Source organism: Helicobacter pullorum NCTC 12824, assembly GCF_017979475.1.
GTDB lineage: Bacteria > Campylobacterota > Campylobacteria > Campylobacterales > Helicobacteraceae > Helicobacter_D > Helicobacter_D pullorum.
In genome coordinates this window covers 37,985-53,020 of sequence record NZ_JAERIT010000003.1, presented here as the reverse complement: position 1 = coordinate 53,020, position 15,036 = coordinate 37,985, and the positions used below count along the sequence as shown (strand labels likewise).

Annotated in this window: 11 protein-coding genes; 3 read left to right on the top strand and 8 right to left on the bottom strand. The window is 34.6% G+C overall.

Features of this window, described 5'->3' with window-relative positions; translation table 11 throughout:
- From speA to JJQ98_RS02880, 5 genes are all read right to left on the bottom strand, one after another.
- A complete protein-coding gene (gene speA / locus JJQ98_RS02900; RefSeq protein WP_005021966.1) occupies positions 1-1,854 on the bottom strand; it encodes an arginine decarboxylase in 1,854 nt (617 codons plus the stop codon).
- Positions 1,855-1,959: 105 nt separating this feature from the next.
- Complete coding sequence (locus JJQ98_RS02895) at positions 1,960-2,184, bottom strand: flagellar basal body rod C-terminal domain-containing protein (protein ID WP_054198107.1); 225 nt, start codon at positions 2,182-2,184, stop codon at positions 1,960-1,962.
- Between the two features lie 84 nt (positions 2,185-2,268).
- The gene (locus JJQ98_RS02890) at positions 2,269-5,322 is read right to left on the bottom strand and encodes an efflux RND transporter permease subunit (RefSeq protein WP_151104884.1); all 3,054 of its coding nucleotides are present in this window, start codon (positions 5,320-5,322) and stop codon (positions 2,269-2,271) included.
- A complete protein-coding gene (locus JJQ98_RS02885) occupies positions 5,322-6,074 on the bottom strand; it encodes an efflux RND transporter periplasmic adaptor subunit (RefSeq protein WP_054198105.1) in 753 nt (250 codons plus the stop codon). Before JJQ98_RS02885 ends, JJQ98_RS02890 begins: the two co-directional genes overlap by 1 nt.
- A complete protein-coding gene (locus tag JJQ98_RS02880) occupies positions 6,071-7,324 on the bottom strand; it encodes a TolC family protein (protein WP_151104883.1) in 1,254 nt (417 codons plus the stop codon). The genes JJQ98_RS02885 and JJQ98_RS02880 overlap by 4 nt, the downstream gene beginning before the upstream one ends.
- 296 nt (positions 7,325-7,620) lie before the next feature.
- Between JJQ98_RS02880 and JJQ98_RS02875 the strand changes: the two genes are divergently transcribed.
- The 3 genes from JJQ98_RS02875 to JJQ98_RS02865 all read left to right on the top strand — a co-directional run bounded on the left by JJQ98_RS02875 (position 7,621) and on the right by JJQ98_RS02865 (position 11,343).
- Positions 7,621-9,636: a TonB-dependent receptor domain-containing protein gene (locus tag JJQ98_RS02875; protein WP_345719224.1), complete on the top strand. Its 2,016-nt coding sequence runs from the start codon at positions 7,621-7,623 to the stop codon at positions 9,634-9,636.
- 515 nt (positions 9,637-10,151) lie between these two features.
- Positions 10,152-10,340 carry a hypothetical protein gene (locus tag JJQ98_RS02870; protein ID WP_060662999.1) on the top strand — a complete coding sequence of 63 codons (189 nt, stop codon included), beginning with the start codon at positions 10,152-10,154 and terminating at the stop codon, positions 10,338-10,340.
- A gap of 19 nt (positions 10,341-10,359) precedes the next feature.
- Positions 10,360-11,343, top strand: coding sequence for a hypothetical protein (locus tag JJQ98_RS02865; RefSeq protein WP_151104882.1), 984 nt, complete (start codon positions 10,360-10,362; stop codon positions 11,341-11,343).
- Between the two features lie 21 nt (positions 11,344-11,364).
- On the opposite strand, the gene JJQ98_RS02860 is transcribed toward JJQ98_RS02865, so the two are convergent.
- The 3 genes from JJQ98_RS02860 to tgt form a co-directional block, all read right to left on the bottom strand.
- Positions 11,365-13,110: a flagellar assembly protein A gene (locus tag JJQ98_RS02860; protein WP_151104881.1), complete on the bottom strand. Its 1,746-nt coding sequence runs from the start codon at positions 13,108-13,110 to the stop codon at positions 11,365-11,367.
- Positions 13,111-13,122: 12 nt separating this feature from the next.
- Entirely contained in the window at positions 13,123-13,779 is a 657-nt protein-coding gene (locus JJQ98_RS02855) for a bacteriohemerythrin (RefSeq protein ID WP_054198099.1), read from the bottom strand.
- 96 nt (positions 13,780-13,875) lie between these two features.
- Positions 13,876-15,009, bottom strand: coding sequence for a tRNA guanosine(34) transglycosylase Tgt (gene tgt, locus JJQ98_RS02850; protein ID WP_151104880.1), 1,134 nt, complete (start codon positions 15,007-15,009; stop codon positions 13,876-13,878).
- Positions 15,010-15,036: the final 27 nt, after the last annotated feature.

The window sequence follows — 15,036 nt, the reverse complement described above, 5'->3', positions numbered from 1 at the left end:
TTAAACTTCCCCTTGACTTTTGAAGACTGTGCGTAAATAGCCATTTTCACTTAACATCACATAAAGTTGCCCCAAAACCTCCTTTTTCTCATCTTGAGGAATCTCTTCACTCTCATCAAGCTTCTGTTTTAGTCGCCTTTCAATCTCTTTGGTATCAAAATCCAAATCATCTAATACATCTAAAATCGTTTGTGCTTCTAAAAGATTCTCAATCTCAAAACTCCCCTCTTCTTGATTAAAAACAACACTCAATTCAGTTGGGTGCGTAAATAAATTATGACGCATTCCCAAAACCTCTTGGTATGCACCAACCAAAAAGAATCCCAAAAAGTATTCTTCACTATTCACATCAATATCATGCAAAAACAAAGGATAATTTTTATCAAACGCAATTTCTCCATCACTATCACAAGTAATATCCCATAAACTCGCACTTCTTGTAGGTCTTTTATTTAATCTATCAAGAGGAATGACAGGAAAATTCTGTTTTAACCCCCAATAATCTGGCAAACTCTGAAAAAAGCTACAATTTAGCAAATAACGCTCTTGCACCTGCTCTTGAATCCGAATAATATCACTATGATTTTTATGCTTTAAAATCTTAATCACTTTTTTAATAATTAAATGCACCAAAACTTCTGTATTACTTCTATCTTGCAAATCAATATAACCCAAATCAAAAAGCGTCAAAAGCGATTCCATATGCTCTAAGCTATCATGCAAATATTCAATAGCTGAACGCTCATCAATGGTGTTATACAAATCCAAAAGCTCCTCCACAAGCGGCGGATTTTTTTCCTTTAAATGCAACGCCTTTTCATCATATTCTTGTGAAAACAATTCCAAAACAGGACTAATCAAAACCGCATGATTTGCAGAAACATAACGCCCCGATTCAATAAAAATATTTGGCTCTGGCTCTTTTTTGTTTTTGGCAATTTCTTTGAGGGTAAAAATAACATTGCCGCTAAATTCTCCCAAGGTATAATTGCGATTTTGATGAGCTTCATGCTGCGTGTATTCGACTGCCAAACCACCACCAATATTGACATTATTGAGATTCTTTGCACCCATTTTACGCAACTCTGCATAAATATTTCCTGCTTCTCTTAATGCCTTTTTAAGCGGTGCAATATCGCTAATTTGGCTACCAATATGAAAATGAATCATTGTAAATTTATCCAAAAGCTTGTTTTTCTTAAGCAAATAAATCGCCTCTACAAGCTCTGTTGCAGTTAAACCAAACTTAGAATTAATCCCGCCACTTTTTGCCCAGATTCCAACGCCTGTGCTATGAAGACGGATTCGTAATCCGATATTTGGATAAGGTTTGCCCATAGACTTTGAAACTTCTATAATCGTTTCTAATTCATTTAAACCTTCAATGGTTAGAGTAATATCATGCCCCATTTTTGCAGCAATAAATCCCAAAGAAATCATTTCTTTATCTTTAAAGCCATTTACTGTAATGGGGGCATTTTCATTAGTATAAGCCATAGCAATGATAAGCTCTGATTTACTCCCAGCCTCTAGCCCATAGCAACGATTCTGCGTTTGCTCCATAAGAGGCAAAATAAAATTAGGAAAATGATTGACTTTGATAGGAAAAACCGCTTTAAACTTGCCTTTATAATGATATTCTTTAATCGAATTTTCAAAATGAGAAAAAATCTTTTCAACCTGCTTTTTAATCAAATGCGGAAAACGAACAAGCAAAGGACCGCGATAACCTTCTTCTCGCACTTGTTTGACTATATCAATCAAAGCAGGTTTATTGCAAAAATTAACCTTAACCTTGCCATCTTCAATGATAAAATCATCATTTGCCCAATAATTAATACCATAATCAACCATTTTATACCTTTTGTTTAAGGATTAAAATAAGAAAAATTGTAGCATAAGTCTATAAAAATTTGCAGTAATTAATGCGGAAGTTTTTAAAAACTTCCAAAAGAGAGATTAAGCAAGAATATCTAATGCACTTTGCATCATTGAATCTGCAGTTTGAATTGTTTGTGCATTTGCCTCCACACCATTTTGTGCATTCATAGTATTTACCGTGCTTTGTGCAATATCTGTATTAGAAGTCTCCAAAGTCGCGCTACGCATATTTGCATCAATCCCGCTTTGAGCATTTGAAAATGCATCATACCCATAATAAGTACTACCTGAAATAGGATTCATATGATCCTCCTTGTTTATAAATTCTAGTTATATTATACTATGAATCCAAAAAAGATTCCTTAAAAAATTTCATTTTATAAATTTTCATTGATAATAACTTCTCATTTTATCATCTATGGATGCCAAAAGGCTATAAAATGCCGGCACAATAAGCAAGCTAAGAATCATAGAAACCAGCAATCCCCCTATCATCGCAATTCCCATAGGGGATTTTATCCCACTGCCTGCTCCCCCTGCTAATGCCAAAGGCAGCATTCCAAAAATCATTGCAATAGTTGTCATCAAAATGGGGCGTAGCCGAGATTCTCCAGCCTCCAAAATAGCCCTTTTTAGTTCTATCCCCTCTTGCCTTTTTGCATTAGCCACATCAATAATCAATGTAGCATTTTTGCCTACTAGTCCCATTAAAAGCATTAGCCCCATAATGCTAAAAAGACTTAGAGATTCGCCACTTAAAAACAATGCCAAAAAAGCCCCTGTAAAGCTCAAAGGCAATGCAACCATAATAATAAAAGGCTGTATTAAAGATTCATAGAGTGCTGCTAAAATAAAATAAATCAACACAAATGCCATTATCATCGCAGTAACAAAAGCCGCATTCGTTTCTTGCATATATTTAGCATAACCTTCTATTTTATAATGCACACTTTCGCCAAGCCAAGAATCGCGATTGCTTTCCAAAAGATTCGTAGCCTCGCCCAAGCTTACGCCATTTGTCAAGTTAGCATATACCATTACGCTTTTTTGCCTATCATAATGCCTAATAGAAGTTACAGCATCAATCTCTTTTATCTCAACCATTCCTTCTAAAAATATATTTTCGCCCCTTGCATTACGCAATGTAAGCTTCTTTAAATCCTCAATACTTCTTCTTTGTGGCGTCAATAAAACAATATCATACTCTCTTCCATTTTCCCTATAATACGAGATTTCTTGCATTCCGCTAAAAGCACTATTAATAGCAAGAGCGATTTCTTGCGCACTCAATCCATATTGATTTGCTAATGCTCGATTAATGCTTAACCTAAGTTGCGGGGTTGGTGGTTTAATGTTGGTATGAATATCTCGGAATTTTCCGCTTTGTTCCATAAAGCCTATGATTCTCTCCACGCTCTTTTGCAATGCACCATTATCCAACGCATAAAGTGCTAATTGCAAAGGCGAGTCATCTTCTCCCAAACTAATTTGTGGAATCTCAATCAATGCAATCTCTAAACCAAATTTCTCCGCATAAGGCTTATAAACCTCTCTCAAAAATTCTATAATTTCTTGCAAACTCCTCTCTCTTTTATTATAAGGGGATAATCTCACATATATCTTACCTTCATACACTTTTTGTTCAGAAGTATAGCCAATATTCAGCAAACTATACTCCACTTCACTTTCTTGATTTAACCTCTCTTGAATCGCCAATGTTTGGTATTGCATCTCTTCCAATGAGATTCCGGGTTTGGCTGTAAGCTTAATATCAAATTCCGCCTTATCCTCAGAGGGCAAAAATTCTACCCCAAGACGCATAACAAGCAACAAAGAAGCAACAAAAATACCCAAAATAGAAATAACAACAAAAACTCTATGGGCTAATACCCACTCCAAAATACGCACATAAAAAGATTCTAAACCCTTAAAATATTTTTCTGTTTGCAAGTAAAAATTACTTTGTTTTCTTTGAGCGATTCTAGAGCTTAGCATCGGAATGAAAGTAATTACTACAAAATAAGAAATAATAATCGAAGCAGCAAGTGTCAATCCAAATGATACGAAGAATCTCCCTGTAATTCCACTCATATTTGCAATCGGAATAAATACAGATAAAAGCATTGCAGAAATTGCAATGAGTGCAAAACCAATCTCTTGCACTCCCATTAATGCAGCCTCTCTCATTGAGATTCCCATTTCAAGTTTTTTATAAATATTTTCAATCACCACAATAGCATCATCGATAATAATCCCAATAGCTAGGGTAATAGCAATCATTGTAGCAAGATTCAAAGTCATACCAAAAATATACATAAAAGCAAAAGCTCCCATAATAGAAGCTGGGATACTAAGGCTAGAAACCAAAGTAATCGAAACATTCCGCAAAAAGAAAAACACTACAAAAACTGCCAAAAATGCACCCAAAATCAAATCAAATTCCACTGCATCAATCGTATCTTGAATATAAGTTGTCGTATCGCGTAAAAGTGTAAGATGATATTTTGGGCTAATTTGCTCCAAATAGGGCATAATTTCCTTAATGGCTTTTGTGATTTCTATTTCATTTGCACCAGTAATCTTTTGAATCTCTAATAAAATTCCCCCACTTTGAATATCTTTAGAATGCAAATAAGAAAAACTTCTCTGCTCTTGCATAGCATCTTCAATCACTGCAATATCGCTTAATTTAATACCTTTGGCTATCAGCAAATCCCCTAATTCTTGTATATTTTCTGCATCTGCTTTGGTTAGGATTGTCCATTCTTGTTTAGAATCTATAATCCTTCCGCCATCGATTTCTATATTTTGTGCTTTTATGGCTTGAGCCACATCTAAATAACTAAGATTGTATTTACTCAGCATAGTAGGATTAGGCAAGATTCGTATTTCCCTCTCTAAAAACCCTACCAAATTCACCTTTCCAACCCCAGCAATTCTTTGCAATAATGGTTTAATATTCAAATCTGTGTGTGTATTTAACTCCAAAAGCTCTTTGGTACTAGATATTGGAGTTTTAGAAGATACAAAAAGAGAAATTATAGGAGTTCCGCCTACATCAAATTTTTCAATAATGGGAGATTTTACTTCACTCCCAAAACTAATTGTAGAAACCTTATCTCTAACATCATTTGCAGCAATTTCAATAGACTTTTCTAATTCAAACTCGGCTACCACCACACTGACATTTTGACTGCTTGTAGAAGTGATTTTCTTTAACGCATCAATCCCACTAATAGCTTCTTCAATCTTTTCTGTCACTTTGCTTTCGACAATTTCTGGATTTGCCCCCGGATAAAAAGTAGTAATGGTAATAATTGGAATATCAACATTAGGATACAAAGATACACTTAACCGCTTCAAAGCATCTATTCCAAAAAACACTAATGCCAAAACAAACATCAAAGTGGCAATGGGGCGAGAAATTGCAATTTTAGACATTATTCCCTCACAATCAAGCCATCTCCAAAGATTCCAGAAGGTAAATCAATATTTTCAAAAACCGCTTCTGCCTTTGCCTTTTTGGTATCCTTATCAATACTTGGATAAATCTTTGTCAAAACAAGAGGGATTTTTTGTTCTTGATTTTGAATCTTATACAAAAACTTATCCCCCACTTTTACTTGATTAAAATACTGCGAATCAAACTCAATAATTGCCTTTTTTTGCTTAGATTCTAGCACAAAAAGCCTACTTGAAATCGCCCCTACCCCATCACCAACCTCGACAAATTTATCTACAATCACTCCATTAAAAGGTGCATACAAAATAGTTTTATCCAAAAGTTCTTTTTGCAATTGATAATGAGCCTTAGCTTTTTTAAGCCCAAAAACACTGGATTGATATTGAGTTTGGATTTTTTCAAAAGTATTTTTATCAATAACATTTTGAGAATGTTTATAGCGTTGATATTGTGCCTCCAAAAATGAATGTTCTGCTTTGGCACTCTCTAAAGTCGCTAAAGCAATCTTTACATTTTCTTGCAAATCTTTTGCTTTCAATTCTAAAAGCTTTTGACCCTTTTTGACATTGTCTCCAATTTCTACAAAAACAGATTCTACCACTCCACTACTTGCAAGGCTCAAAGTCGCACTTTGCACTGCTTTGATACTAAAAGTAGCATAGATTCCCTCCCCAAAAAGAGAAACACCAAAAATACACAAAGCCATTAGGCTTTTAGCTATCTTTCTCACAAAAACTCCTCCAAATTCTCTCCATTATTGTATAAAAATTCTGCTTTTTTAATCTCATATTCAAAAAGAGATTCATCATAAAAGGATTGAGCCTCAAAAAAAGTCGTCAATGCCCCCAAATATTGCGTGTAATCAATGAGTTGTGCATTAAATTTATCTTTGGCATAGGCATAAGCAATGGATGCAGAAGTCAGGGCAGAATCTGCCCATTTGATTTTTTCTTTTGCTGTGTTTAGGGCATTTTTTGCGATAATTTGTTCGCGTCTTTGAGAATCTTTTTGATAAGAGTATTCAAAATTTGCTGCCAAAGCTTGTAAATGTGCAGCTTCCTTAGCCCTATATGTAGCAAAAGTATCAAACAAAGTCAAAGACACGCTAATCCCAAAAATATTTTGATATTTAGGGTTATCTATAGAAAAGGGAAAGGGGAGCGTTGGGATATTCCTATCATGGTATTCATAGTGCATATAGCGATTACTTAGGGCAATGGTTGGCAAATAAGAATGTTGCATAGGCACACTCTCCAAACTCTTTACATAATGAAATTGTGCCTGCAAATCCGCCCTATCTTTTGGCTTGGTTTGCAAATCTATTTCTTTTATTTTGGTGTATTCTTCCAAACTAGGATTTTCTATCCCGCTTAATAAGCTTAGTTGCTCTTTATAAGATTCTAAAGCAAGTTCTATATTTTCTATTTGATAAGAATTTTGTGCATATTGTGCTTTGATAGCTTCTAGGGTATCTTGGGTTGCAAGCCCTGAATGATAAAGCGTTTCATATTTTGTAATACTTTGTTGTAATTCCTCTTGCTGCCTCAAAACCGCTTTTTTTCGCGACTGCAAACTAAGAGCACCAAAATACTTTTGAATAACTTGCAAAATCAATTGTTGTTGGGTGCTTTGTATTGCAAATTCAGAGGACTTGATTCTATCATTTTGTGCTTTTAGTTTTCCCTCTCTTTTTAATCCATCAAACAAAAGCCAAGTTGCCTCCACAAAGGGACCATTAACATTTGCAGGATAAAAAATATCTGGATTATGTGTATTTTGATAAGCATAGCCCACTTCCACTTTGGGAAGATAAAGGGCATAAAGCCCCTTTTTTTCTTCGTGTAAAGATTGTTTTTGATAAATTTTGGCATTTAACAGAGGGTTGTTTTTGATATTTTCAACCAAAAACTTCAAACTCTCTGCATAACCACTCAATGCAAAACAGCACAAAAACAATAAAATTCTTATGCCTCTTCTCATTTTTTCTCCAAGTAATTTTTATTATTTTCTCAAAAATGAACTTAAAAAGACAACTATAACTTCTCAAGTGAGTTTAAAGATTCTACCAATATTTCAAATTCAATCCAATAAAAACAATGGGTAAAAACATCTTTGTAACATTTCACATAAAATAAATAATATTCATTATTATTTTTATTTATTTTTAAACAAATAGTAAATAGAATTCAATCTTATTATTATTTTTATTATCAAAAGGATTTTAGAATGAAAGTCAAAAAGAACATTAGCTATGTTTCTGTGGCTCTATCTTTAATGTGGAGTGGAATCTATGCCAACGAGCCGAACAATACCTGCTTGATACTTCTGTTGTAAGTGCCAGCGGTTTTGCTCAAGATGTCAAGGACGCTCCTGCTAGTATTTCAGTGATTACCAAAGAAGAGTTAGAGAGTCGCCCAGTGCAAGATATTGCTGATGCAATTAGCGATATTCCCGGCGTAAATATCACAAAAGGCAAAACAGGAACTTATGATTTTACCATTCGTGGGTTTGGGACAGGATACACACTTGTGCTTGTTGATGGCAAGCGTCAAAATACTGTTAATGGATTCCACGAAAATGGATTTAGCGGAGTAGATAATAGCTATTTACCACCTATTTCAATGATTGAAAGAATCGAAGTTATCAAAGGACCTGCTTCTACACTTTATGGTGGCGATGCAATCGGTGGGGTTGTCAATATCATCACAAAGAAAAATCCAGATAAATTCACCGGTTCAATATCTATTGAGACTCAAGCCCAACAACACTATAATCTTTATGGACATGGGAGAGGCGTTACAGGCTACATGGCTTTTCCACTAATCAAAGATAAGCTCTCTCTTGCTTTAAGAGGAAAATATTATGGCAAAGACCATAGCAACTTAAAATGGCCTGCTAAAAACCTCACCAATCCTTATGCTAGCCACAGCCCCGGTGAGTATAAAATCGGAAATGTTGGAGCGAGGCTAAATTGGACGATTAATGATCAAAACAATCTTTACTTAGATGGCGAACACTATTATCAATACTCCGATACAATGAATACAAGTGGAAGACAAGTGCGTTCTACTTCCTCATATAATCGCGATGGGCTTATTTTAAACCATGATGGCTACTACACTTGGGGGACAACAAACACTTATGCCCAATACCAATACACCGACCAAACAAGCAAATCAGGCACGCCAGTAGCTAATGAAAGCACTGTTTATGTGGTGGAGAGCAAAGCTGTGATGCCCTTTGACTTTAATACTTTTGGAAGTGTTATGCTAAGCACTGGTGTGCAATATCAGTGGGAGGGCTTCAGAAACGATAATAAGAACAATATTGATAAAGGAAAAACTTTAGAACAAAATATTATCGCCCCTTATGCCGAAGCGGAATACTCTATCACAGAAGATTTGATTTTAACAGGTGGCTTACGCTACACTTATAGTGATTTATTTGAAGGTGAGATTATCCCTAGAGGCTATTTAGTCTATCACCTAACAGACTGGGTTACCCTAAAAGGCGGTGTTGCAAAAGGTTACAAAACACCTCAAGCAAAACAACTAAGCGATGGAGTATATCGTGTAGATAAGGGCGATATTCATGGGAATTCCAAACTCAATCCCGAAACAAGCACCAACTACGAAATAGGAGCAATTTTTGATGTTTGGGATTATGGAAATCTTAGCATTACTGCTTTCCAAACTGATTTTAAAAATTCCATAGACCAAGATTCTTATGCCGATGGAGAATCTATGCCCAATGGACAAATTTGTAGTGGAGGGGCTGATGGTTGTAAGCTTGTCGTAAATCGTGGAAAAGATAGAGCAAGGGGCGTTGAAGTAGGAATGGATACAGCCACTTGGAATGGATTTAGCGCTAATGTATCTTATACTTATATGGAAAAACACGACAAATCAGGGGATTATACATTTTCTCCTTATGGACGCTATGCTAATCTCCCCCGCCATGTTGCAGTTGTCAAGCTCAACTACACTAAGGGCAAATTTAGCTCATTCTTAAAAGCCACAGGGCGTTATGACACTCTAGCCCAAAGCAAAGGTGGTGGTGGAAATGCGATTCCGGGTATGATGAAATATAAAGATTTCTATATTTTGGATTTAGGATTTAGTTACAAAATGACGAAAAATTCTACAATTAACTTTGTAATCAACAACTTATTAGATAAAGATTTCTTTGAACCTTATCGTTATGAGGGTAGCAAAGGCACAAGCTATGCAAACAGATTCCAAGACTACACTGAGGGTAGAAACTTCTGGATTAACTACAAACTAGATTTTTAAGGCTATCATTGCTAAAGTCTTTTGACTTTGGCATCAATCTTCTTAAATTTAAAAATTTCATTCACTCCAAAAGCTAGATTCAATCTAGCTTTCTCCTTGATTTGTCCCATTTTACAAACACATCTTAAAGCGTAGCATTTGCCAAGCCCTAGCTATTTTGCAGATTCTACCCATTCAAACCAACACTTGCCAAACCCAAAATGAAAATTTACAAAGAGTAAAATCTCTACAAACCAACATTAGCAGGCTTTCATACTGCTTGAAATTATTAAACAATCCAAAGTGCCAAATTCCACCTGTATTTTAGCGTATTATCTCTATTTCCCTATTTTCTAATCTCTCCACACTATCAAGCATAATCCAAAGACACATACGCCTTTTTACTGCGATAATCTTGAGATAAACGCATTGTTTTGCCCCTTTTTGGTTGATTAAAACTGCTCAAATTAATTTTAAATTGCCTTAAGTAATTTTTGCATAAAATAAGAATCAATATTATATTTAAGGAATAAATTATGAAAGCAATATTTTTTACAATTTTATTATTAGCAAACCTTTTAAATGCTGCCCAAATCACAAATAAAACAACCAAATCCACATTATCTAATCATCAAACACACTTAGAAACTTCAAAAATTATCTACCCTAGCCAACCAAGATGCGTCAAAATGAAACTAGGTGCAGTTGTATGCTTCCCAAAATAAAGGATTATAGGAGTGCAAAATGCTTATCCACAATGCCGATAAAATCCTCTTTAGAAAAATCTACTTCGCAGCCAACAATCACAAAGAATCTGCCCTAGCCCAAGAGGAAATACAAAACCTCAAGCCAAACCAAGAATCCCCACAAGATTCCACCAAAATTTCTATCAAAAATAAACTTACCAATGATTCTAGCTATCAGCTTGTAATGTTTGAAGATGGCATCAGTGGCGACAAAGTCCAAGCTCTACTTTCCAAAGAAAATATCCAAAGATTACAAGAAAAGTTTGACAAAAGCGATTTTTATACCCGCGATGATGGCATTTTGCGTCTGAGTGGCAAAGCAGAATCCTATGTCAGTGGCTGGTATGGCGAAATTGCTTACAATATGGGAGCTTTCAATGCAGATTTAAATAAAGATGGAAAATTCTCTCCACAAGAAAATGCCCTCATCAAAGATGATTACACCTTTTTAACAGCAGAAAAAAACACTATTTATGGAGATTCAATCAACATTTATGGAGTGGAGAGCTACATTGCTAAGCCACCTACCAACCAACAAACCAAAACCCTTGATGATTTGCTTGATGGGCTAATTAGTGCAGATATGGATTTAAATGGCAAAGTAACCCTCAAAGAACACCTCAAAAGCACAGAAGGTAGCCTTTATACAGCTATCAAAGAAATTTTAAATTCCCAAGTCAATCCCCTAGAAAACCTTAATCCAACACAAGAAATCAAAACTCCCAAACAAAGAGTTTTAGAAGAAATTTCCAAACAAGAGGCAATGGCGCTTTTAGCCAAAATTAAACAAAATGGCAATCTTGAATCTCTCTCTCCAAAAGAAAAAGAAGCACTGCAAAAATATTTTTCTAACGAAATGCAAAGAATCAAACAAGAAAAAAATGATTTAGAAACTACCAATAAACATCTCAATGAGGCGATTCAAAATTTTAGCGAACAAATCCTCTCCAAAGAGAGCTTAATTTTTGAAACCAAAGCCTAAGTGCTTGTGACTTTAGTTTATTCAAAAACTATTCTTCTCATTTTCTCTAGGAAAAAACTCCGAAATCCAATCGCAATATTTTGGATTGTATTCAGATGAGTTTGCAACGCTAAAGCGACCATCTTTACTAGTAACCTCAAACAAACGATACAAATTCTGTTGATTTAAAGTTGCTTTTAGCGTTTTTTGCACACTATTGCCCTCATAAAGATTAAATCTAATAAGAGATTCTCCATTTGGGAAATTACCACGAATGATAATCCTAGCCCCCAAAGCCATTTCATCAATACTTTTTAATCGCGTTTTATTAGCATAATTAAGATTGACAATATCGCTATATTCTAATAGAAGTTTTTGATAAGTATTCAAAGATTTTTCATACTGTTCAACAACACTTCGGAGATTCTTAGGAAGTTGCTCAATAGAATTATCTTGCAAAATCTTATGCACTTTGCCTTGTGAAATTAGCAAATAAGTATAAATTTCATCCATTCTTTTTCGTAAATGCTTAATTTTTATCTGCAATTGTTTTTCTAGCATCATATATTCCACTCTATCCTTTTTGGCAAATGCGATTCTAGAAGGGTTACACTCAAAAATATTATGCTCCCCTGCTACATTATCTATCACCAAACATTTACGAAAATAAATTTCATTATAAGAGTGTAAATTTTTGATATAAACATAATCTGCGATAATCTTGCCTCCAAGAGAACTATTAATATATGCCACCTTAGCTTCTACTGCTCCTCTCTCCAAAACATCAATCACTACTTTTTGGGCTTGAATATTTCCTCTATGGGAGCCAATATAAGCAATATCTGCTTGAATCTTAGAATCAGAATGCGTAAGACCATCGATATTAAGCACCTTTATAGAATTATCTACTTCTCTCTTCTTAGCATCCAATTCATCATCAACAATAAAAGAATAAGGGCGTATTTCCTTGAGGAATCCATCTTTTCTTGCGTGAAATTTAATATTTGAAATCCCCTCTAATGCCACAATGCTAGAATCCACTTGAATATCATGAATGCTCACGGGTGCAATAGGCAAAATATTGCCTTTTAAATCCCTCCCAATATGCCCTTTGGTTGGTTTAATATAATCAAACAGCAAATCCCCTTTACGCACGACCTTAGTAGATACTTTGGGGATAAATCCTTCACTTTTTTGATGATTAAAATTTATATCTTGCATTGTATGATAAATCTTTAATTCTTCGCTTTTGCCCTCTTGATTTGCAACACCAGACCCAATATCCAAAAAAACGCGGTATGTCGGGTTGTTTTCTTTGATATTGCGGACAAATAAATCAATTTGGGAAGATAATTTATTGTATTCTCTAATCCCAATAAAATACCCTTCTAAAATCATAGTTTTATAAAGCTCTTGGTAAATATCAAACTTCATTCCCTCATAATAAGCAATTCCCCCTCTACATTCCAAACTCGCCCTCAAAAGCGTATCTTGCTGCTCAATGAGTTGAAAACTAAAAGGGCTTTTTTCTTTATCTTTTTTCCTGCAAATCTCTATTTTATAAACCTGCTTAATATCAATATTAGCAATATAGTTGGAATTTTTATTAAAAACATTGTTGTTGTGAACATATTTAAATTGATTTTCATTATGCTTGCTATAGAATGTCTCATAAGCCAATAAATAAAAATCTATCTCTTCGCCATAAACTTCTTTTTGCTCTTCCAAAAGCTGCGAGATATTAGAGACATTTTCAAAAATTTCATATCCTCTTGAAACAAATACCATACATACTCCATATTAATGAAAATATTTTTTCGCTAAGGCATCAAAATGTTTTTCATCATCAAGTTTTATATCTTTAAACACCAAAGGTTGTTTGCATGTTTTGCATCGCAAAAGAGTTTGATTAATTTGCATACTTTTATGAAGAGTATCACAGACTTCAAATTCCTTTAAAGGACAAAGACAAATATAAATATGTTGCTGCTCTTGCTGAACATTATAAGTTTGCGCAAGAATCTGCGTTTGTTGCTCAAGAGTATAAGGTATTTCATTAATATCAATCAAACGACTGCGATATGCTTCGATTTTCTTATCTTCTTGCAAAATATGCTTCAAAAGCCAATTTTTCAAAAAACTATAAACTTCTATGCTATCTTTTTGACTATCCCCCAAATTAGCCCTAATCTTGTGGATAGTGGCAATCATTTTTTGATGAGATTCTTTGTGTTTTTTCAACAAAGGATAATTAATGCGTTGCATATAACTTTCTTCATCTCTAAAATGCTCTTTAGAATACTCTAAAATTTTGTTAATTAGAAGTAATAGAGATTCTTTATTTTTTACACCATTTTTAGTGAGGTTATAAGCATCAGCAACATATTGAAAAAGCTGTTTGTGCTGATTGTCCAAATATGCGTTCTTTACGCTAAATTCATTGCTCCATTCTAGCATAACGCCCCTCCCCACAGCATAATATATAAAATATATTTCAGGTTAAAGAATTTTTATAATTGTAATATTTTATTTTTTAATTTTATTTTAAATAATTTAGTTTTCTAAATCGCTATAAAATCTCTTATAAAATTCTATAAATTTTCCTTGCAGTATCGCCTCTCTAGCCTCTCTTACCAAATCAAGATAATACGCAAGATTATGAATGCTTGCCAATCTAAAATAACTCATCTCCCCTGCCCTAAATAAATGATGCAAATAGGCTCTTGAGAAATTTTGACAAGTGTAGCAATGGCATTTGCAATCTAAGGGATTTGTATCCAGCCTAAATCTTGATGATTTAATGGAGAGTTTTCCAAAATGACTAAAAATCGTCCCATTTCTTGCATTTCTTGTCGGCATTACACAATCAAACATATCCACTCCCCTTGCAATTGCTTCTACAATATCTTGTGGTGTGCCAACTCCCATTAAATAACGCGGTTTATCTCTAGGCAAAAGCGGGGTGGTGAAGTCTAATGTCTCATACATTTGCTTATTTGGCTCCCCCACTGCTAAACCACCTATAGCATACCCATCAAAATCCCCCATAGAAGTCAAATCCCTAGCGCTTGCCTCCCTAAATTCCCTATCTGTCCCACCTTGATTAATGGCAAAAATATTATTAGTTAGCTTTACTCCAGATTCTTTGGCTTGAATCTTTTTAAAATTATGATAAGAAATTGCCTCTCTTGCCCATTGTGTCGTGCGGTTAATGGATTGCTTAATCCTCTCTTTGCTTGCTGGTAAGCCCACCAAATCATCTAAAATCATCATAATATCGCTATTTAAATGATATTGAATATCCAAAACCTTTTTGGGCGTAAAAAAGTGCTTGCTTCCATCAATATGGCTTTTAAACAAGATTCCATCTTCAGAAACTTTTACATTATCACTCAAACTAAAAGCTTGGAATCCGCCGCTATCTGTCAAAAAATTTCTAGGAAATTTGCTAAAATTATGCAATCCCCCTAATTCCCCTATAATCTCCGCACCCGGTCGCAGATATAAATGATAGGTATTTGCCAAAATAATTGGAGCATCTAAAGCAAGTAAATCCGCAAAATCCAACGCCTTCACACAAGCTTGTGTCCCAACGGGCATAAAAATTGGAGTTTGCACCTCTCCGTGTGCTAATTTCAAGATTCCAGCTCTAGCATTTCCATCATTTTTTTGTAAATTAAATTCCATTTTCAACCTTTTTTTGTTACATTTCTA

What these genes read in the sequence shown, in the direction of transcription:
- speA (WP_005021966.1), bottom strand. Translation starts at nt 1,854, where the DNA reads ATGGTTGATTATGGTATTAATTATTGGGCAAATGATGATTTTATCATT.
- JJQ98_RS02895 (WP_054198107.1), bottom strand. Translation starts at nt 2,184, where the DNA reads ATGAATCCTATTTCAGGTAGTACTTATTATGGGTATGATGCATTTTCA.
- JJQ98_RS02890 (WP_151104884.1), bottom strand. Translation starts at nt 5,322, where the DNA reads ATGTCTAAAATTGCAATTTCTCGCCCCATTGCCACTTTGATGTTTGTT.
- JJQ98_RS02880 (WP_151104883.1), bottom strand. Translation starts at nt 7,324, where the DNA reads ATGAGAAGAGGCATAAGAATTTTATTGTTTTTGTGCTGTTTTGCATTG.
- JJQ98_RS02870 (WP_060662999.1), top strand. Translation starts at nt 10,152, where the DNA reads ATGAAAGCAATATTTTTTACAATTTTATTATTAGCAAACCTTTTAAAT.
- JJQ98_RS02865 (WP_151104882.1), top strand. Translation starts at nt 10,360, where the DNA reads ATGCTTATCCACAATGCCGATAAAATCCTCTTTAGAAAAATCTACTTC.
- JJQ98_RS02860 (WP_151104881.1), bottom strand. Translation starts at nt 13,110, where the DNA reads ATGGTATTTGTTTCAAGAGGATATGAAATTTTTGAAAATGTCTCTAAT.
- JJQ98_RS02855 (WP_054198099.1), bottom strand. Translation starts at nt 13,779, where the DNA reads ATGCTAGAATGGAGCAATGAATTTAGCGTAAAGAACGCATATTTGGAC.
- tgt (WP_151104880.1), bottom strand. Translation starts at nt 15,009, where the DNA reads ATGGAATTTAATTTACAAAAAAATGATGGAAATGCTAGAGCTGGAATC.